This is a genomic window from Microbacterium deferens (assembly GCF_045517775.1).
In the GTDB taxonomy this organism is placed as follows: Bacteria; Actinomycetota; Actinomycetes; order Actinomycetales; family Microbacteriaceae; genus Microbacterium.
The window spans coordinates 37,117-54,060 of the sequence record NZ_JBEUWT010000004.1 but is presented as its reverse complement, the minus strand read 5'-3'; the positions used below and the strand labels follow the sequence as shown (position 1 = coordinate 54,060).

17 protein-coding genes are annotated in these 16,944 nt (G+C 69.3%); 13 read left to right on the top strand and 4 right to left on the bottom strand.

Annotation, left to right across the window (positions count from 1 at the left end):
- Positions 1 to 97: 97 nt before the first annotated feature.
- Both ABTU82_RS14045 and ABTU82_RS14040 read right to left on the bottom strand, forming a co-directional pair.
- Complete coding sequence (locus tag ABTU82_RS14045; protein ID WP_407173891.1) at positions 98 to 685, bottom strand: DUF4395 domain-containing protein; 588 nt, start codon at positions 683 to 685, stop codon at positions 98 to 100.
- The gene (locus ABTU82_RS14040; RefSeq protein WP_116647350.1) at positions 678 to 1,115 is read right to left on the bottom strand and encodes a TlpA family protein disulfide reductase; all 438 of its coding nucleotides are present in this window, start codon (positions 1,113 to 1,115) and stop codon (positions 678 to 680) included. The genes ABTU82_RS14045 and ABTU82_RS14040 overlap by 8 nt, the downstream gene beginning before the upstream one ends.
- 103 nt (positions 1,116 to 1,218) lie before the next feature.
- On the opposite strand from ABTU82_RS14040, the gene thyX reads away from it, so the two are divergent.
- Positions 1,219 to 1,968 carry an FAD-dependent thymidylate synthase gene (thyX, locus tag ABTU82_RS14035; protein ID WP_116647633.1) on the top strand — a complete coding sequence of 250 codons (750 nt, stop codon included), beginning with the start codon at positions 1,219 to 1,221 and terminating at the stop codon, positions 1,966 to 1,968.
- Here thyX and ABTU82_RS14030 read toward each other — a convergent pair whose 3' ends face one another.
- Positions 1,969 to 2,514: a DUF6578 domain-containing protein gene (locus ABTU82_RS14030; RefSeq protein ID WP_133241716.1), complete on the bottom strand. Its 546-nt coding sequence runs from the start codon at positions 2,512 to 2,514 to the stop codon at positions 1,969 to 1,971.
- Positions 2,515 to 2,549: 35 nt separating this feature from the next.
- Here ABTU82_RS14030 and ABTU82_RS14025 point away from each other — a divergent pair, with 35 nt between their 5' ends.
- The 11 genes from ABTU82_RS14025 (at position 2,550) to ABTU82_RS13975 (ending at position 13,256) form a co-directional block, all read left to right on the top strand.
- Positions 2,550 to 3,311, top strand: coding sequence for an SDR family NAD(P)-dependent oxidoreductase (locus ABTU82_RS14025; protein ID WP_407173890.1), 762 nt, complete (start codon positions 2,550 to 2,552; stop codon positions 3,309 to 3,311).
- A 136-nt stretch (positions 3,312 to 3,447) separates the two neighbouring features.
- Entirely contained in the window at positions 3,448 to 4,425 is a 978-nt protein-coding gene (gene dapA, locus ABTU82_RS14020) for a 4-hydroxy-tetrahydrodipicolinate synthase (RefSeq protein WP_116647347.1), read from the top strand.
- Positions 4,426 to 4,499: 74 nt separating this feature from the next.
- A complete protein-coding gene (locus tag ABTU82_RS14015; protein WP_116647346.1) occupies positions 4,500 to 6,176 on the top strand; it encodes a ribonuclease J in 1,677 nt (558 codons plus the stop codon).
- Positions 6,177 to 6,221: 45 nt separating this feature from the next.
- A complete protein-coding gene (locus tag ABTU82_RS14010) occupies positions 6,222 to 6,713 on the top strand; it encodes a GNAT family N-acetyltransferase (protein WP_116647345.1) in 492 nt (163 codons plus the stop codon).
- A 50-nt stretch (positions 6,714 to 6,763) separates the two neighbouring features.
- Complete coding sequence (locus ABTU82_RS14005; protein WP_116647344.1) at positions 6,764 to 9,400, top strand: FtsK/SpoIIIE family DNA translocase; 2,637 nt, start codon at positions 6,764 to 6,766, stop codon at positions 9,398 to 9,400.
- Positions 9,400 to 9,969, top strand: a complete 570-nt coding sequence (gene pgsA / locus ABTU82_RS14000; RefSeq protein WP_407173889.1) for a CDP-diacylglycerol--glycerol-3-phosphate 3-phosphatidyltransferase — start codon at positions 9,400 to 9,402, stop codon at positions 9,967 to 9,969. The genes ABTU82_RS14005 and pgsA overlap by 1 nt, the downstream gene beginning before the upstream one ends.
- The gene (locus ABTU82_RS13995) at positions 9,966 to 10,493 is read left to right on the top strand and encodes a CinA family protein (RefSeq protein ID WP_116647342.1); all 528 of its coding nucleotides are present in this window, start codon (positions 9,966 to 9,968) and stop codon (positions 10,491 to 10,493) included. Before pgsA ends, ABTU82_RS13995 begins: the two co-directional genes overlap by 4 nt.
- Before the next feature lie 157 nt (positions 10,494 to 10,650).
- Positions 10,651 to 10,959, top strand: coding sequence for a helix-turn-helix domain-containing protein (locus ABTU82_RS13990; RefSeq protein WP_116647341.1), 309 nt, complete (start codon positions 10,651 to 10,653; stop codon positions 10,957 to 10,959).
- 18 nt (positions 10,960 to 10,977) lie between these two features.
- Positions 10,978 to 11,202: a DUF3046 domain-containing protein gene (locus ABTU82_RS13985; RefSeq protein WP_116647340.1), complete on the top strand. Its 225-nt coding sequence runs from the start codon at positions 10,978 to 10,980 to the stop codon at positions 11,200 to 11,202.
- Positions 11,203 to 11,458: 256 nt separating this feature from the next.
- Entirely contained in the window at positions 11,459 to 12,508 is a 1,050-nt protein-coding gene (gene recA, locus ABTU82_RS13980; RefSeq protein ID WP_116647339.1) for a recombinase RecA, read from the top strand.
- A gap of 1 nt (position 12,509) precedes the next feature.
- Entirely contained in the window at positions 12,510 to 13,256 is a 747-nt protein-coding gene (locus ABTU82_RS13975) for a regulatory protein RecX (RefSeq protein ID WP_116647338.1), read from the top strand.
- A gap of 29 nt (positions 13,257 to 13,285) precedes the next feature.
- Here ABTU82_RS13975 and ABTU82_RS13970 read toward each other — a convergent pair whose 3' ends face one another.
- Positions 13,286 to 15,916 carry a LuxR C-terminal-related transcriptional regulator gene (locus tag ABTU82_RS13970; RefSeq protein WP_407173888.1) on the bottom strand — a complete coding sequence of 877 codons (2,631 nt, stop codon included), beginning with the start codon at positions 15,914 to 15,916 and terminating at the stop codon, positions 13,286 to 13,288.
- A gap of 333 nt (positions 15,917 to 16,249) precedes the next feature.
- Here ABTU82_RS13970 and ABTU82_RS13965 point away from each other — a divergent pair, with 333 nt between their 5' ends.
- Positions 16,250 to 16,939: a SipW-dependent-type signal peptide-containing protein gene (locus ABTU82_RS13965; RefSeq protein WP_407173887.1), complete on the top strand. Its 690-nt coding sequence runs from the start codon at positions 16,250 to 16,252 to the stop codon at positions 16,937 to 16,939.
- The last annotated feature ends 5 nt before the right edge of the window (positions 16,940 to 16,944 follow it).

The following is a 16,944-nucleotide window of genomic DNA, read 5'->3' as shown; positions in this document are numbered from 1 at the left end:
GCCGCGCGGCACGGCACGTCGAGCGCCAGCCTAGCCACCGGGTGGCTGTCACGGGCGTGCCTCGACAGCGGGCGAGCGCCCGTGGTACTCGCGGTGATCAGACGGCCGCGCGGGCCCGACCGACCAGACCCGCGCGCTGGAACACCAGATACAGCTGGCAACCGAGGCAGAGGCCGAAGACCGCGTTGAGGAAGGCCGCGACGAAGGCCATCGCCGCCGCGATCGGCAGCGCCCACGGCACGCCGGCGACCTGAAGGATGAGGCCCACGGTCACGACGAAGAGTCCGACGCCCTGCGCGAAGCGCGGCGGGCGGGGGTCTTCGAGGTCGCGCGGCGGGGCGAGGCGTGGCTGCACGACCTTGCGGAACAGCACCGCCCACGGCGCGGTGCGCGGCGAGACGACGCCCCAGACGAACAGGAGCGCGACGACGAGCAGCAGCAGGAATGCGGGGTCGAGCACGCGCTGGGCGACCGAGGCGGCCGGCAGCGCCCACGGCTCGGATCCGGCGACGAACGCGAAGTCGCCCGCCGGCGCCGAGGCGAACGCTCCGAAGTTCCCGATGCCGCGAGCCGTCGACAGCCCGACCAGCGAGAGCACGACGGCGATCGCGAGCAGCACGGTGGTCACGGATGCGGCGAAGCGCGGTCCGCGCGGATCGATTCCGCGGGCGGGAGAGTCAGACATCGGCGGTCTCCTCGGCGAGACGGGCGAGCTCGAGCTGCACGACGTGGAGGTTGGGCACCCCGCCGATGCGGGATTGCACCGCGCCGCGGCGGTCGAGGATGAGAGTGGTGGGAGTCTGCATCACCTGGAAGTGCCGGGCGATGTCCGGACGGTGGGTGAGGTCGACGTCGAGATGACGCACCCCGTCGTGCTCGGACGCCAGAGCCGAGAGCGTGCGGTGCACTCCGGGGCAGCGCGAGCACATCTCGGTGCTGAACTGCAGGAGGGTCGCCTGCTCTCCGAGGCTGTCGGCGCCCAGACGTTGCGGCTCCACGATCTCGGATCGCACGTGGGAGCGGGCGCGTCCCTGCCGTACCTGCAGCACCACGCCCACCAGCACGGCTACCGCGAGGAGGGCGGCGAGGCCGATCAGGGCTTCCACGAAAGTCATAGCAGTCCACGCTAATGGCTGTGCGGGCCTCGGAGGCCGGTGATGCCCCTTATGACGCGAGTGGCGTAACAGAGGGCGCGATGTGGCGGATAAAGTGGCACCCGTGAGCGACGTCGAAGCCAGCCCCGCGACCGAGATCCAGTTCCGCAGCGATGTGACGGTGGAGTTGGTGCGCGCGAGCGCCAGTGACTCCGACGTCCTGTTCGCCGCCCGAGTGTCCACGCAGGGTGAGCAGACCCTCGGCGAGGCTCAGGCCGGCACGGAGGCCTCCGCGAAAGACCGCGGCCTCATCAACTACCTCATGCGCGACCGCCACGGCTCGCCCTTCGAGCACAACTCGATGACGTTCTACATCCAGGCGCCGATCTTCGTGTTCCGCGAGTTCATGCGGCACCGCATCGCCTCCTACAACGAGGAATCGGGCCGCTACCGCGAGCTGCGGCCGGTGTTCTACGTCCCCGCGCCCGAGCGCAACCTCCTGCAGGTCGGCAAGCCCGGCGCATACGAGTTCCTGCCCGGCACGCCCGAGCAGCACGCGTTGGTCGACACCGCCACCCGCGATGCGTCGGAGTTCGCCTTCCTCGCCTACCAGCGGATGCTGGACGCCGGCGTCGCCCGCGAGGTCGCTCGCATCGTGCTGCCGTTGAACATCTACTCGTCGATGTACGTGACGATGAACTCGCGAGCGCTCATGAACTTCCTCTCCCTCCGCACGAAGGTCGAGGGGACGCATTTCCCGTCGTTCCCGCAGCGCGAGATCGAGATGTGCGCCGAGAAGATGGAATCCATCTGGACCGGGCTGATGCCGCTCACCCACGCGGCCTTCAACGCCAACGGCCGCGTCTCGCCGTAGTCAGTCCTCGTCTATCGAGACGATCCACCCGACCCCGACCAGTACCCGGCGGTCCGGGGGAGGGCCGGTCGGCGAAGCGGGCTGCTCGTGCGGGGGCGTGGAATCGTCGGTGAGGCGGATGCCGTCGACGGGACGCGTCGTGGTGCTTTCGGGCACCGGCTCCGCCACGACGACGTACCGAGAGGGATACGAGCCGATACGCATCCCGTTCTCGAGCTCTCGACCGACGAAGGGCCAGTCCTCGCCCGTCGGCGGCGCCACGGCGTGAGGGGGTGCGCCGAAGCCCGGGCGCCGGAGCTCATGGTGCTCGATCTGTTCCACCTGGACGGCCGCGATGGCGGTGACTCTGCCGCGCACGCGGTCGAGGAATTCCTCTTCGTGGTGTGATTCGACAGCATCTATCGTGGCAGCGAGATCCGCCCCGAGCAGTTGCGTCAACTCGTGAGAGGCCCCGCGACGGGCGACGCCGAAGTCCACGGCATCCCCGACCCGGAAAGGATCCCCGCAGCAGCTCCACTCCCATCCGGTCAGCCAGGCACGCGTCATCGCGCCAGATTATCGACAGGCCTAGGCTGGCCGCCATGGCGCGCACGGCACTGATCACGGGGGCGAGTTCGGGGTTGGGCGCCGAGTTCGCCCGCCAGCTCGCGGCGCGCGGGGTCGGACTGGTGCTGGTCGCCCGCGACCGGTCGGCGCTCGAGGCCGTGGCTGCCGAGGTGCGCGGTGGGCGCGCCGTCGTCGAGGTGCTGGTCGCCGACCTCCTCGACCCCGACCAGCGCGACGCGGTCGCGGCGCGGTTGGCCGACCCGCAGCATCCGATCGACATGCTCGTGAACAACGCCGGGTACGGACTCGACCTCGCGTTCGAGACCAACGACGTCGACGACGAGGCGCGGCACCTCGCTCTGCACGTGGAGGTGCCGATGCGGCTGATGCACGCGGTGCTGCCGCGCATGCTCGAGCGGGGGAGCGGGCGCATCGTCAATGTCGCCTCCGTCGCCGGCTTCGTGCCGCGTGGCACCTACGGTGCGGTCAAGGGCTGGCTCATCCAGTTCAGTCGCTGGGCGAACGCCCGTTATCGACGGCGAGGGGTCACCGTGACCGCGGTGTGTCCGGGATTCGTGCACACGAACTTCCACGAGCGGCTCGGACTGCCGCCGGGAGAAGAGGGCGTTCCGAACGGGATGTGGTTGGAGGCGCCGGCGGTGGTGTCCGAAGCGCTCCGCGACGTCGCGCGCGGTCGGTCGGTCTCCATCCCGTCGGCACGGTACAGGGCGCTCGTCGGGCTGTCGCGCGTGCTGCCGGACGCGCTGGTGATGCGGGCCGCCGAACGCGGGCGCTGAGTCCGGCGCCATCCCCGGAGGACATGTCACGGAGGGCGGACGATATCGTGCACACCGGTCCTCCGCCGGTGAGATCTCCTCCGCTCGTGCGGGGTCGGCCTCCAGCCAGCGGCCCGCGGACCGATAGCCTGGACCCATGACGCACACGGGCAATCCTTTCGGACAGGTTCTCGTCGCGCTCGTCACTCCGATGACGGCCGACGGCGAAGTCGATTGGCCCGCGGTCGAGAAGCACATGGACGCCGTCATCACGGCAGGCGCCGACGGCATCGTCGTCACGGGCACCACGGGCGAGACGTCGACCCTGACCGACCCCGAGAAGATCCGCCTCGTCGAGGTCGGCAAGGACGTCGCCGCGGGTCGGGCCAAGATCGTCACCGGCGGCGGCTCGAACGAGACCGCCCACGCCATCGAGCTCTACCGCGCGAGCGAGAAGGCCGGCGCCGACGGCATCATGATCGTCACGCCGTACTACAACAAGCCCACCCAGGCGGGCATCCTCACCCACTTCCGCCTCGTCGCCGACGCCACCGATCTCCCCGTGATCCTCTACGACATCCCCGGACGCACGGGTGTGCCGATCCGGTACGAGACGATCCTGCGCCTGGCGAAGCATCCGAACATCCTCGCCATCAAAGACGCCAAGGGTGACTTCAGCGAGGTCAGCCGCGTGCTCAACCAGACCGACCTCATGTACTTCTCCGGCGACGACGCCAACGTGCTCCCGCACCTCGCGATCGGCGCCACGGGCCTCATCGGGGTCACCGCGAACATCGCGGCTGCCCCGTACCGCACGATCGTCGACGCGGTGAACCGCGGTGATCTCGCCACGGCGACAGCCGAGCACCAGCGCCTCGAGCCCCTCGTGCGCGCCGTCATGACCCACGTACCCGGCACGGTGTCGGCGAAGTACATCCTGCACGGCCTCGGCCGCATCGGCAGTCCGCGCGTGCGCCTGCCGCTCGTCGGTCCCGAGGAGTGGGAGGCCGCCGCGATCGAGGACGAGCTCGACCTCGTGCGCGACGTGCCCGGCGCCGATTTCTCCAACTTCCGCCCCGACCGCAACGCCGCCGCCGGTGGCGCACTGCCGAAGGTGCACGGCACGACCAGATAACGACGCTCGCGCGGAAGAGCTGCGCGGGCACAGAGAGCGGATGCTGCGCACGCGGCGTCCCGAGGAGGCAATCCATGCCCACCACCGTCTACGACCCGCCCGCCCTCGCCCCCGGCACGCTCCGCGTGTACCCGCTGGGCGGACTCGGCGAGGTCGGACGCAACATGACCGTCTTCGAGTACGAGGGGAAGCTCCTCGTCGTCGACTGCGGAGTGCTGTTCCCCGAGGAGCACCAGCCCGGTGTCGACCTGATCCTGCCCGACTTCTCGCCGATCAAGCACCGCCTCGACGACATCGTCGGCATCGTGCTCACCCACGGTCACGAAGACCACATCGGCGCCGTGCCGTACCTCCTCAAGCGCAAGGGCGACCTGCCCCTCATCGGTTCGGGTCTGACGCTCGCGCTGATCGAGGCGAAGCTCAAGGAGCACCGCATCAAGCCGTACACGCTGACGGTGAAGGAAGGGCAGCGCGAGCAGGTCGGCCCGTTCGACCTCGAGTTCATCGCGGTCAACCACTCCATCCCCGACGCCCTCGCCGTGGCGATCCGCACGCCCGCGGGCCTGGTGCTGGCCACCGGCGACTTCAAGATGGACCAGCTGCCGCTCGACGGCCGCATCACCGACCTCCGCGCTTTCGCCCGGCTGGGGGAGGAGGGCGTCGACCTCTTCCTGGTCGACTCCACCAACGCCGAGGTGCCCGGGTTCACCCCGACCGAGCGCAGCATCGGCCCCGTGCTCGACCAGGTCATCGCGAAGGCTCCGCGCCGGGTGATCGTCGCAAGCTTCTCGAGTCACGTGCACCGCGTGCAGCAGGTGCTGGATGCGGCGGCAGCCAATGGGCGCCGGGTCGCGCTCATGGGCCGCAGCATGGTGCGCAACATGACGATCGCCGAGCAGCTCGGCTATCTGAAGGTGCCCGACGGGGTGCTCGTCGACTACAAGAAGGCCCGCGATATCCCCGACGACAAGATCGTCTACATGTCGACCGGTTCGCAGGGCGAGCCGATGGCCGTCCTCAGTCGCATGGCCAACCTCGATCACGAGATCGAGCCCGGCCCCGGCGACACCGTCATCCTCGCCTCGAGCCTCATCCCGGGCAACGAGAACGCGGTGTACCGCGTGATCGACGGCCTGACCAAGCTCGGCGCGAACGTCGTGCACAAGGGCAACGCCAAGGTGCACGTCTCGGGCCACGCCGCCGCGGGCGAGCTGATCTACTGCTACAACATCCTGCAGCCGAAGAACGTGCTCCCCATCCACGGCGAGTACCGCCACTTGACGGCGAACGCCAAACTCGCACAGGAGACCGGCATCCCCGCCGAGCGCACGATCCTGGGCGAGAACGGTGTCGTCGTCGACCTGCGCGACGGTGTCGCCACGGTCGTCGGCCAGCTCGACATCGGCTTCGTCTACGTCGACGGGTCGACCGTCGGCGAGATCACCGACGCCGATCTCAAGGACCGCCGCATCCTCGCCGAGGAGGGCTTCATCTCGGTCATCGTCGTCGTCGACTCGGCCACCGGCCGCGTCGTCACGGGGCCCGAGATCCACGCGCGAGGCTTCGCCGAAGACACCAAGGTGTTCGAGGCCGTGAAGCCGAAGATCGCCGCCGCTCTCGCGGAGGCCGCGAAGTCGGGCGTCCGCGACCCGCACGCGCTGTCGCAGATCGTTCGGCGCACGATCGGCCGCTGGGTCAACCAGTCGCTGCGCCGTCGACCGATGATCGTGCCCCTCGTCATCGAGGCGTAGAAATCCGCCGAGGCGGGCAGGCCGGGGATCGCTAGTATTCCGGGCATGCCCGCCTTCGTCGTTCGCGCCGCCACGCAGTCCGACGGCGCGTTCCTGGCCGACATGGTCGTGGAGGCGGCGAACTGGAGGGAGGGCGCGGCCCGCCCGCGGCACGAGGTGCTCACCTCCGCCGATTATCAGCGCTATCTCACCGGCTGGATGCGGCCGGCCGACGTGGGCGTCGTCGCCCAGGTGCCGACGGGGGAGGCCGTCGGTGCGGCGTGGTTCCGGCTCTTCCCGCGCAGCGAACCGGGGTTCGGGTACGTCGGCACGGGGGTGCCCGAGCTCGTCATCGGCGTCCGCCCGATCTGGCGGGCGCACGGGATCGGGCGGATGCTGCTGCACCGTCTCGCCGACGAGGCACGGGCCCGCGGGTACGCGCGCCTGAGCCTCAGCGTCGAGCGGGGCAACTACGCCGTCGCGCTCTATCGATCGGAGGGGTTCGCGGTCACCCAGAGCGGCATCGGCCGCGACACCATGGTCAAGCTCCTGCGCTGATCGCCGCGTCGTTCCGGGCAAACGTCGTAGGTCACGCCTACCGTGGAGGCATGCCCCGCAGTACTCCGGCGACCAGCGGTCGCGCGCCCGCGAAGAGCGCCTCACGCGCCCGCAAGCCCGCGCCCGCACCCAAGAAGTACGTCGGCGAGCCCGACAAGCCGGCCGTCGCCGTCCGAGCATGGCTCGGCGTCGCCCACGCCGTGGGGGGTGTGTTCCGCGCGTTCGGCCCGGAGAATCTCGAGAAGGATCAGCGCCGCGACGGCCTGCCCTTCCTCCTGGTGCTGCTCGCGGCCGCCGGGGCGACCGTCGAGTGGTTCTTCATCGGCTCCGACGTCGCCGCCGCCATCAGCGCCTACTCGGTCGGCGGTCTCATCGGTCGTGAGGCCTTCGTCTTCCCGGTGCTGCTGCTGCTGCTCGCGGGATGGCTCTTCCGCCACCCCTCATCCGTGCACGACAACGGTCGCATCGGCATCGGCTTCGCCCTCTTCGTGATCGCGGTGGCGGGCTTCTGCCACGTTCTCGGCGATCGTCCCCAGCCGAGTGCCGGGCTCCCCGCCCTGAGCTCCGCCGGAGGTCTTTTCGGCTGGATGGCCGGCGAACCTCTCGCGATGCTCATCACGCCGATCGGCGCGGGCATCGTGCTCTCGCTCGTGGGTATCCTCAGCATCCTGATTCTGACCAAGACTCCGCCGAACCGCATCGGCACCCGTCTCGGCGACCTGTACGCCTGGATGTTCGACGCCGAACGGGCGGCTCCGTCCGACCGCTCGAAAGACGCCGCCGTCGACACCGACGACGACGAGTCCGGCCGCGAGGCGCGCCCGTGGTGGCGTCGCAATCGATCGGGTCGTGAAGAGGACGCCGACGGTGCGCTCGGCTCGCAGGATCTGACCGAACTGCTCACCCCGGGGACGTCCGAGGGCGGGTTCGAGCAGGTCTTCGAGGCGCCGGAGGCGCCGCCGCTCCCGCCGATGCCCGACGCGCTGACAGAGGTGTTCGCGCGTCCGACGATCGCCACGCCGCCTGCGGCCGCCGTGAGCCTGCGCGACGATTCCGACAGCGCCGACGACGAGCTCGGCACGATCTCGGGGCTCGGCGGCGACAGCGCCGGCATGCCGCCGACATCCGACTACCGTCTGCCGTCCGACACGGCGTTGGCTGCCGGCCCGCCGCACAAAGAACGCTCCGCGGCGAACGACGCGGTGGTGAAGGCTCTCGAGAGCGTTCTCCAGCAGTTCTCGGTCGATGCCAGGGTCACCGGCTTCTCGCGCGGACCGACCGTCACGCAGTACGAGATCGAGCTCGGGCACGGAGTCAAGGTCGAGCGCATCACCGCGCTCACGAACAACATCGCCTACGCCGTCGCCTCGAACGAGGTGCGCATCCTCGCGCCGATTCCGGGCAAGAGCGCGATCGGTGTCGAAATCCCCAATGCCGACCGCGAGATCGTCACGCTCGGCGATGTGCTCCGCTCGGGCAACGCCGCAGCATCCACCCACCCCATGACGATCGGTGTCGGCAAGGACGTCGGCGGCGGTTACGTCGTCGCCAACCTCGCGAAGATGCCTCACCTCCTCGTCGCGGGTTCCACCGGTTCGGGTAAGTCCAGCTTCGTGAACTCGATGATCACGAGCCTGCTGATGCGCGCCAAACCTTCCGAGGTGCGCATGGTGCTCATCGACCCGAAGCGCGTCGAGCTGACGTCGTACGCGGGCGTTCCGCACCTGATCACGCCCATCATCACGAACCCCAAGAAGGCGGCCGAGGCGCTGCAGTGGGTCGTGAAGGAGATGGACATGCGGTACGACGACCTCGCGTCGTTCGGGTACCGGCACATCGACGACTTCAACAAGGCCGTCGTCTCCGGTGAGGTCACGCTGCCTGTCGGCAGTGAGCGCGTGCTGAAGCCCTACCCGTATCTGCTGGTGGTCGTCGACGAGCTCGCCGACTTGATGATGGTGGCCCCTCGCGACGTCGAGGACTCCATCGTGCGCATCACCCAGCTCGCCCGCGCCAGCGGCATCCACCTCGTGCTGGCGACCCAGCGCCCGTCGGTCGACGTCGTCACCGGCCTCATCAAGGCCAACGTGCCTTCGCGTCTCGCGTTCGCCGTCACCAGCGTGACCGACTCGCGCGTCATCCTCGACCAGCCCGGCGCCGACCGCCTCATCGGCCAGGGCGATGCGCTCTTCCTGCCGATGGGCGCCAACAAGTCGCTGCGCGTGCAGGGCGCGTGGGTCAGCGAGTCCGAGATCGAGAAGGTCGTCGCCCACGTCACGAACCAGGCGCGTCCCGAGTACCGCTCCGACGTCGCCGCATCCGCCGAGCGCAAAGAGATCGACGCCGACATCGGCGACGACCTCGAGCTCCTGCTCGCGGCCGCCGAGCTGGTCGTGTCGACCCAGTTCGGGTCGACCTCGATGCTCCAGCGCAAGCTCCGCGTGGGCTTCGCCAAGGCAGGGCGTCTCATGGATCTCATGGAGTCGCGCGAGATCGTCGGCCCGTCCGAGGGGTCCAAGGCCCGCGACGTGCTGGTGACGAACGAGCAGCTCCCCGCCGTGCTCGCGCGCCTGCGCGGCCAGGACGCACCGGCCCCCGACCCGGTCGACGCGCAGTTCGAAGGGCTCGAGGTCGTCGACGGCGACGAAGGCGATGAAGACATGTGGCAGCTGACCGGGAGAGACTGATGTCCGTGCCCCGTCAACTCCCCAACGCGATCACGATCGTGCGCATCCTGTGCGCGCCGATCTTCCTCTGGATGCTGCTCGCAGACGGTGGTGACGACGGAGCCCTTCGCTGGTGGGCGGCCGTGCTGTTCATCGTCGCGATCGCCAGCGACGGAATCGACGGGTACATCGCCCGCCGGTACGACATCGTGACCGATCTGGGCAAGTTGCTCGATCCGATCGCCGACAAGGTGCTCACGGGCGCCGCGTTCGTCGGACTGTCGATCCTGGGCGAGCTCGACTGGTGGGTGACCATCATCGTCCTCGTGCGGGAGATCGGCATAACGGTCTACCGATTCATGGTCGTGAGCGATCACGTGCTGGCTGCGGCATGGATGGGCAAGCTGAAGACGGTCGCGCAGTCGATCGCCCTCTCGCTCGCGCTCCTTCCGCTCGCGGCGGTCGTGGGGGACTGGATCGTGTGGCTGAACATCGTCACGATGTGGGCCGCGGTGATCCTGACGGTCGCGAGCGGTCTCGACTACGTCGTATCCGAGGTCCGCGGCGCCCGGAAGCGTCGTACCGCGTGATCGACGGGCTGCCCGACGATCTCGAGTCCACGCTCGTCCGTGATCCGCAGGAGAGCGCCGCACGCTTGATCGACAGGCTCGCCGAACTCGGCTGGTCGGTGGCCGTCGCCGAGTCGCTCACCGGCGGCCTGGTCGTCTCGTCGCTGGTCGGTGTGCCCGGTGCGTCGCGGGCGCTGCGCGGAGGCATCGTCGCCTATGACTCGGCGATCAAGCAGTCGCTGCTGGGTGTGGATCCCACGCTCCTGGAGGCGCACGGCGCGGTGCACCCCCGCGTCGCGCGGCAGATGGCCAAGGGCGTCCGCGCCGCGCTGGTCGTCGGCGGGCGACCCGCCGACGTCGGCATCGCGACGACGGGTATCGCCGGCCCCGAGTCGCCCGACGGGCAGCCGGTCGGAACGGTGCATATCGCGATCTCCACCCCGTTGGGAACCCGCGTCGATTCCCTCGAGCTGACCGGCGACCGCGAGGCCATCCGGCAGGAGTCCGCGCGCATCGCTGTGCGTCGCGCTCTCGCGGCGCTGTGAGATCCGCCGCGAGCAGCGGGAACAGAACGTGTTTCTGCTCCGTTACATTCGGCGATTCCCACCCTTTGCCCAGCGCACGGCGCTAGATTTGCAGAGCAGGTGTTGTACCGTTGTCCACTCGGACAGACGGCGGAATCGAAGTGAGGAGGGGCCCCAAATGATCCTGGTACGTCAAGAGATCGGTGAAGTCCTTCGTGATCTCCGCCAGCAAAAGGGTCGCACCCTTCGTCAGGTCGCGAGCCGTGCGAGTGTGGCGCTGGGTTACCTCAGCGAGGTCGAGCGCGGTCAGAAAGAGGCGTCGAGCGAGATCCTCGCTTCGGTTGCAGAGGCACTTGACGTGCCCATCTCCACGATCATGCGCGAGGTCGGCGACCGGCTCTCGGTGATCGAAGGCCTGCAGACCTTCCCCGACGTCGTTCCCGACGACCTGGTGGCCTCTGTCGAGCCCCAGCTGTCCCTGCGCTGAGCGCACTCTTCGTCGACTGTGCGTCGTAGCGAGTTCGATCGAGCCGTCTCCGACGAGTTCGGCCCGCAAGGCGATTCGCTCGCCGCAGACCTGTCGCTGATGGCGCTCGGCGGCCGAACCGCGCGTGAGGCCTTGACGGCGGGCGTGCCTCCGCGAGACGTCTGGCTGGCGCTGTGCGCCGAGACCGACGTCCCCGAGAGTCGCCGGTACGGCGCAGGACGCCTCGAACCGCGTCGGCGCTGACGGAAATCACCGACGAATCCGACCTCGCTCCCGTCGGCGTGTCATCGAAGAAGTGTTCGATACCGGCGTAGTCTCCTGCACAGTGGTGTTCGAGGACGTGAGTGTCCGCGTTCGGGCGCAGCCCCGGCTCGATGTCGGTGGCCCTCCCTAGCGTGGACATCGTCGGATGACACCCACGCCTTGTCTCTGCATCCCCGCCGTCGGCGAGGAGCGCGACAGCCTACAGGCGACGGAACGCGAACAAGAGGAGCACGTCATGCCATCACCCGCAGACCGCGAGAAGGCCCTGGAATCGGCACTCGCCCAGATCGATCGGCAGTTCGGAAAAGGCTCGGTCATGCGACTGGGCAGCGACGACCGTGCTCCCGTCGAGGTCATCCCCACCGGATCCATCGCGCTCGACGTCGCTCTCGGGGTCGGCGGACTCCCGCGCGGCCGCATCATCGAGATCTACGGTCCCGAGTCTTCGGGTAAGACCACCCTGACGCTCCACGCGATCGCCAATGTCCAGCGAGCCGGTGGCATCGCCGCGTTCATCGACGCCGAGCACGCCCTCGACCCCGACTATGCGAAGAAGCTCGGTGTCGACATCGACTCCCTGCTGGTGTCGCAGCCCGACACCGGTGAGCAGGCCCTCGAGATCGCCGACATGCTCGTGCGTTCGGGTGCCGTCGACCTGGTCGTCATCGACTCCGTCGCAGCCCTCGTGCCGCGCGCCGAGATCGAAGGCGAGATGGGCGATTCCCACGTCGGTCTGCAGGCACGTCTCATGTCGCAGGCACTGCGCAAGCTGACCGGTGGCCTGAACACGACCAACACGACGATGATCTTCATCAACCAGCTGCGCGAGAAGATCGGTGTCTTCTTCGGTTCGCCCGAGACGACCGCCGGCGGAAAGGCGCTGAAGTTCTACGCTTCGGTGCGCCTCGACATCCGACGCATCGAGACCCTGAAGGACGGCACCGAGGCGGTCGGAAACCGCACGCGTGTGAAGGTCGTGAAGAACAAGATGGCCCCGCCCTTCAAGCAGGCGGAGTTCGACATCCTCTACGGCATCGGAATCTCGCGCGAGGGCAGCCTGATCGACTTCGGGGTCGAACACGCGATCGTCAAGAAGTCGGGTGCGTGGTACACCTACGACGGCGAGCAGCTCGGGCAGGGCAAGGAGAACGCCCGCAACTTCTTGCTGAAGAACCCCGACATGGCCACCGAGATCGAGTCGAAGATCAAGAGCAAGCTCGGTATCGGCGGCGCCCGCGACGACGCCTCCGTCTCAGACGAGCTCGCGGCTCGCCGCCCCGCCTGACATGGCGCCGATCGACGGGGGCGAGAGCGAGGAATCCGCTCTCGCCCCCGTGATCCCGCTTTTCGGCGGTGAGTATTCCGGGCGCCGGGAAGCCCCGCGCAGCGACCGCCCGCGTTCGGTGCCACCGGAGGCGCCACGGGCGGAGGCATCCCGCGGCGACACCGAGATCCCGTGGCACGCGAGTTGGGTCACCCCCGAATCCAACGCTCGGCGATCGTCGGAGGGCCGGAGGGCCGCCGAGGTGTCGGCCGACGACGGAGCGCCCGGTGCCGAGGCGGTCGATCCGAGCGAGGTGCGCGACGCGGCTGAGGCGAGTCTGCTTCGAAAGCTCCGGACGAGGCAGTTGTCCGTTTCCGAGTCGCGGGGTGTGCTCATCGCTGCGGGAATGACCGGCGGTGCCGCCGACGAGCTCTTGGACCAGTTCGAACGCCTCGGGTACCTCGATGATGTGTCGCTGTCCCAGCAGCTCGTGCGGGCGGCCGTCGAGCGCAAGGGGCAGGGGCGGCAGGCCATCTCGCCACTTCTGACACGGCGAGGCATCCCGCGTGACGTGGTCGAGACCGTCCTGTCGGAGATGCCCGATGACGATCTCGAACGCGCTCTCGAGTTCGCACGCACCAAGGCGCGTTCTCTGGGAGCGCGTGACCGAGAGACGGCCTTGCGGCGGCTTCTCGGTCAGCTCGCCCGACGCGGCTACCCCTCGTCGGTGTCGATGACTGCCGCTCGTCAGGCGCTCGACGAGCTGTAGGCATCCGACCTCGCGTCGATCGACTCGTCTCAGAGGCCTCGCACGGTGTGCGTCTTCTGCGACGTGCCGCCGCGCGGAGCGACGGTCCGCCCCAGTTCTACGCGCGACGCCGCGCCCAGCTTCGTGCGCGCCTGGTAGACGTGGGACTCGACTGTGCGCACCGAGAGATAGAGACGCTCGGCGATCTCGCGGTTGCCGAGGCCTTCTGCGACCAGCAGCGCGATCTCGCGTTCGCGACGCGTGAGCTCCACGTCGGTGGTGGCAGACGACGCGCCGCGCTGAGCGCCGTTCGGTGCCGGTGAGTCGCGCGCGATACCGATGCCGCGCGTGGGACCGTTGTCGCCCCACGTCGTCGCTCGTCGCATGGCCGCGACGAGGTCGCGCTCGGGGTCGTCGAGTGCCGACAACGCTTCGGCTGCGGCGGACAGCCTCTGCGTCGCCGGTGCGTCGGAGGAGGCGGCCATCCGCTGCATCCGGGGGAGGGCGTCGTCATTGGCGCCCAGGGCCACCATCTGGAAGAGATCGCGCGCCTGGAGCGCGGGTGCTGTCTCGGAGGCCGTGGCAGCGGAGCGGGCGGCGTCGAGGGCCTCGGTGGGTTGACCGAGTGCGGTGAAGACATACGTCTCCGCGACCATTCGCGCGTGCTCGAGGGTCGGCAGACCGTCGAAGGCCGCAGGGTCCATACGGTCGAGCAGCTGGCGCGCTTCGTGGGCGTGGTCGAAGAGCGCGAGCGAATGCGCGACGGCGATCTGCGCCAGCGGCACCAGGTCTGCGGCGGCGGGTGGCCGTGCCCGGCGCACCGCGACATCCAGCTCGCGCGCGGCGCGTTCGGGGTCTGCGGTGACGGCGTAGGCGCACGACAGCACGAGGCCGGCCGTCGCAATCGACTCCGCATCGCCTTGGCGGGCGGCCGCGTCGACCTCGCCGCCGAGCCTCGCCAGCACCGGACCGAGATCGGTGTCAGCCACCGCGCCCGCCACGATCTCGCTGCAGGCGATCCGCAGCCGGTCGACCGTCGTGATCGGTGTGATGCCTCCACGCTCTCCGGCGGTGCGGTGAACCCGCAGGAACCATGTCTGCGCCTCACTCACGGCTCCGAGGCACGAGTGCCCGAGCCCGGCGAGGGCGGCCGCTCGAACCCGCAGGGACGCCGAGTTGCTCTGCTGGGCGAAGACCGCCTCGGCGATCGCCACGGCCGATGACCACTCCATACGCGCGCCGAGGATGTCGGCGCGCATCATGGCGAGTTCTGCGGAGCCGCGGGGGTCGGGGCACTCCACCGCGGCCACCCGGTCGACGGCTGCCTCGAGGGCATCGGCGTTCGTCGGTCCGGCGAGCCCCACCACGCGGACGCACCGAAGGAGGGTCGTGGCGTCGACGAGGACCCCCGAGAGACTCTCGATCAACGCATCGACGTCGATGGTGCCGCCCTGAGCCGCCCGCCCGAACTCATGCTCCAGAAGGAGGAAGGCGTCATCGTCGTCCCGCAGGCCGAGGCTCGCGTGTGCGACGGCCTGCGCGGGCTCGCCCTGGTCGTTCGCCCGTCGGGCCGCCTCGAGCGAGGCCTTGTTGCGGATCGCGGGCGGTACCGATTCGTAGTCGGGTCCGAGGGAGCCCTCCTGCAGCCATGATTGTGCGGCGAGCACGGCGAGCGGCGGGCACCACCACTCGCTCGACGGTGCGAACATTCGACGAATCGCGCCGTCCAGGAGCGGCGTGACCGCGTCGGCTCCCATTCGTCGCTCGACCTCGTGAGCAAGTGCGGCGTTGGCCGTCAGGCGATGGGTCGGGGTCGCGTCGTCGTGCACGAGGCGCGCGTTGACGAGTGAGTCGAGGGCGGCCGTGGGCAGGAACCGCGCGGCGTCGGCCCGGGAGATGCCGGGAACCCTGCCCAGCGTCGCCAGCGTGCTCCTCTCCACGGACGTCAGCTGAGCGCCGTGTGCCGCGAGGGCGTCGGAGAGACGCCCGTTGGGCAGGCTCTCACGCATCGCATCGATGGGATCCCGGCCACGCCGGAGGGCGTGACCGGCCTCGGCGGCGAGTTCTCTCAGCAGCATCCGGGAACCGTCGGCCAGGGCGACGATCGACGCACGCGTCATGGCGTCGAGTTCGGGTGCAGCGAACTGGTCGAGGAGAAGATCTGCGTCACGTGGTGTGAGGGCTGCGAGGTCGATTCGTTCCGCGAGGCCCCGCAGCCAGAGATCGGTTGCCATCTGAGCCGCATCGGGGTTGCCGTCGGCCGGCCGTGTCGACCCTTCGCGCGACACCGTGAGAGCGAACAGTACGGTCGCGTGCCCGCTGTAGACCGCACGCACGACGGCAGACACCGAAGCCGGATCCAGCTCTTGCGCGTCGTCGATGATGACGATCGGACGCTCGGTCTCCTCGGGCCGGCCGTCGCGGAGGCGCGCGGCGCGCGGGTCTCTCGACGCCGTCAGCGCTCCGTGCGGCACCGCGGCGTGCGGCCCGATCGAGCGCAGGACGACAGGCTCGTCCGAGGTCGTCGACAGCCGGCCTATCACCTGCCGGAGAAAGTGGCTCTTCCCACTTCCGAGCGGACCGACGAGAACGATGCTCGTGCCCGTTTCCAGCAGATCGATGACGCGCGCTACATCGCGATCGTCACCTATGACGCCGTCGTCATCTCGATGAGTTCTCATGCTTTCGCGGCCCCCACTTGTGCACCTGACAGAGAGAGTCGCGGCTCAGCCCTGCCGCGCGGATCTTCAACCCTACTGATCTCGTACTACCCGGTAGCGGAAGAATCCCCCCAACCGACCACTGGGGTACGACACCAGTACCGCGAAAATTACCCGCATCGTGCTCTGGGTCCAAGGGGTTGCGCTCCCTATCCGGATCGGCTTTCGCATCTTTCACCGGGAACGCTGCGCGGGGCGCGTGCATCGGCCCACCGCGCTCTAGCGTCCTCACAGATCACACGATCGCCGGTGTGCGTAGGGCCCTCCGGACGCAGGAGACGAGCGGGAGTAGACATGGAAACACAGGAGCGGCGTCGAGCGACGCGACGGAAGGTCTTCGCGGTCACGGCGGGTGCCGCCGTGCTCGGATTGGGCGTATCGGCCACGCTGGCCGCGTGGACCGACACCGAGTGGGTGTTCGGCGGCAACGGCGCCGGCGGGCCCGGGGTCGGCACGTCGACGTTCGAGGTTCAGCAGAACACCGTGCCACCCTTCGCGGACGCGACGTGGACCGACGAGGAGGAGAACCCCGGCGGCGAGATCGTCTTCGGCCTCGCCGCGCTGGCGCTCTCGCCCGGCGACGCGGTCTACGCGCCGGTCGCCCTGCGAACGACTGTCGCGTCGGTTGCCGGTGAGGTGGAGCTCCAGCCCGCCGTCCCCGCCGCCGGGGTGGCGGTGACCGACCCCGACGACCTGTTCCTTGCCGCCCTCGGTGTGCGTGTCGTCACCGACGACGCCCCCTTCACGTGCGACGCCACCGCATTCAGCGGTGCACCCGGCGCGCCCGTGCTCATCGCCGACGGGCCGCTGCTCGCGTCCGGCGGCACGTCTGCGCAGTCGCTCCTCGCTGCGGCGGACTCCACCCAGTACTACTGCTTCGAGGTCTCGCTGCCCGACCCCTTCGTCCCGGCCGCAGGCGTGGACGTCGAGGACTACATGGGCCTCACCGGCGCTCCCGCCTGGCAGTTCGCGGCCACGTCCTGACACCC

Bases quoted from the DNA above. Each gene is read 5' to 3' on its own strand.
- ABTU82_RS14045 (WP_407173891.1), bottom strand. From the start codon at position 685: ATGTCTGACTCTCCCGCCCGCGGAATCGATCCGCGCGGACCGCGCTTC.
- ABTU82_RS14040 (WP_116647350.1), bottom strand. From the start codon at position 1,115: ATGACTTTCGTGGAAGCCCTGATCGGCCTCGCCGCCCTCCTCGCGGTA.
- ABTU82_RS14030 (WP_133241716.1), bottom strand. From the start codon at position 2,514: ATGACGCGTGCCTGGCTGACCGGATGGGAGTGGAGCTGCTGCGGGGAT.
- ABTU82_RS14025 (WP_407173890.1), top strand. From the start codon at position 2,550: ATGGCGCGCACGGCACTGATCACGGGGGCGAGTTCGGGGTTGGGCGCC.
- dapA (WP_116647347.1), top strand. From the start codon at position 3,448: ATGACGCACACGGGCAATCCTTTCGGACAGGTTCTCGTCGCGCTCGTC.
- ABTU82_RS14015 (WP_116647346.1), top strand. From the start codon at position 4,500: ATGCCCACCACCGTCTACGACCCGCCCGCCCTCGCCCCCGGCACGCTC.
- ABTU82_RS14010 (WP_116647345.1), top strand. From the start codon at position 6,222: ATGCCCGCCTTCGTCGTTCGCGCCGCCACGCAGTCCGACGGCGCGTTC.
- ABTU82_RS14005 (WP_116647344.1), top strand. From the start codon at position 6,764: ATGCCCCGCAGTACTCCGGCGACCAGCGGTCGCGCGCCCGCGAAGAGC.
- pgsA (WP_407173889.1), top strand. From the start codon at position 9,400: ATGTCCGTGCCCCGTCAACTCCCCAACGCGATCACGATCGTGCGCATC.
- ABTU82_RS13990 (WP_116647341.1), top strand. From the start codon at position 10,651: ATGATCCTGGTACGTCAAGAGATCGGTGAAGTCCTTCGTGATCTCCGC.
- recA (WP_116647339.1), top strand. From the start codon at position 11,459: ATGCCATCACCCGCAGACCGCGAGAAGGCCCTGGAATCGGCACTCGCC.
- ABTU82_RS13975 (WP_116647338.1), top strand. From the start codon at position 12,510: ATGGCGCCGATCGACGGGGGCGAGAGCGAGGAATCCGCTCTCGCCCCC.
- ABTU82_RS13970 (WP_407173888.1), bottom strand. From the start codon at position 15,916: ATGAGAACTCATCGAGATGACGACGGCGTCATAGGTGACGATCGCGAT.
- ABTU82_RS13965 (WP_407173887.1), top strand. From the start codon at position 16,250: ATGGAAACACAGGAGCGGCGTCGAGCGACGCGACGGAAGGTCTTCGCG.